Here is a 1314-nt window from a genome sequence, read left to right as displayed (position 1 = left end):
GGGTGATGTTCCTTAGCCTTTAAATCCTCCCCCTCTTAGGGGGAGGATTTAAAGGTGATCTGGCTTAATGATTCTGGACACCCCTAAAGGGCGTTAATCTACGCCCAACGAAGAGGTGTGATTTGACCAGACGATATTTTTCGACAGATTTCAAACGGGATGCGGCTTGCCTGGTTTTGGATAAAGACTATTCGGTGAGTGAAGCCTGCGAAGCAATGGGCGTGGGCCCTACAGCTCTGCGTCGCTGGGTTGAGCAACTGCGTGCGGAGCGCAGTGGCAAGACGCCTGAGAAGTCCAAGGCCATGACCGTTGACCAACAACGCATCCAGGAACTGGAAGCAACAATTCGACGGATTGAGCGCGAGAAGGAAATTTTAAAAAAGGCTACAGCTCTCTTGATGTCGGATTCCCTCGATCGGTAAGGCTGGTCGAGGAGTTAAGCGAGCAATATCCAAGATCCGAGTTGTGTGGCGTGTTTGGTATCAACCGCAGCAGTTATTACGAGCGTCTGAAACAGCGGGCGAAAGTGCATGTCGGGCGCGATCGCCTAAAGATCAAGGCTGCCGAATTACATGAGCAAAGTCGCGGCTCAATGGGCGCGCGCAGCCTGTCAAAGGCGCTGTGTAACGAAAAAGAGTCGGTAGGTCGTTACATGGCTCGTAGCCTGATGCGCGAGCTCGGTTTGAAGAGCCAGCAACGGCGCAGGCATCGGTACAAACCCAGCGGTGCGGAGGCGCAATACGCCCCCAATCATTTGGAGCGTAAATTCAATGTCGAGGCCCCCAATCGAGTGTGGTGTGGCGACGTGACTTACATTTGGGCCGGTACTTACTGGGTTTATCTGGCTGCTGTACTTGATCTGCATGCCCGCCGCATCGTCGGCTGGGCGATGTCCAGAAGTCCGGATTCAGCTCTGACCTGTCGAGCGTTAAAGATGGCTTTCGAGTCGCGAGGACGCCCTGAAAACCTAATGTTCCATTCGGATCAGGGCTGTCATTACAGCAGTAAAGTGTTTCGTGAAACGCTGGCGGACATGCGCATAAAACAAAGCATGAGTCGACGAGGAAACTGCTGGGATAACGCCCCGATGGAGCGTTTCTTTGGCAGTTTGAAATCTGAATGGATACCCAAGGCTGGCTACCGAAACGAAGATGAGGCCAGTACCGATGTGTTGCGCTACCTGACCCATTATTACAATCGGATCAGGCTGCACAGTCACAACGGATATCGGACTCCGGTAGCAATGGAAGCCTTGGCAGCATGAGAAATGACCTAAACCCTATAACCGTGTCCAGTATCGTTTGACCAGATCAA

The 1314-nt window shown here is 52.6% G+C and carries 1 protein-coding gene; it reads left to right on the top strand.

Annotated features, from left to right (window positions below; translation table 11 throughout):
* The first annotated feature begins 122 nt into the window (after positions 1-122).
* A protein-coding gene (locus tag FGA82_RS32020; protein ID WP_249384315.1) for an IS3 family transposase occupies positions 123-1264 on the top strand; the annotation gives its coding sequence in 2 pieces (ribosomal slippage) (positions 123-384 and positions 384-1264; 1143 coding nt in all).
* Positions 1265-1314: the final 50 nt, after the last annotated feature.

Origin of the sequence: Pseudomonas fluorescens (assembly GCF_005938625.1) — a bacterium.
Lineage (GTDB): Bacteria > Pseudomonadota > Gammaproteobacteria > Pseudomonadales > Pseudomonadaceae > Aquipseudomonas > Aquipseudomonas fluorescens_BD.
Note: the sequence above shows the minus strand (reverse complement) of the source record. Positions and strands in the feature narration are given on the sequence as shown.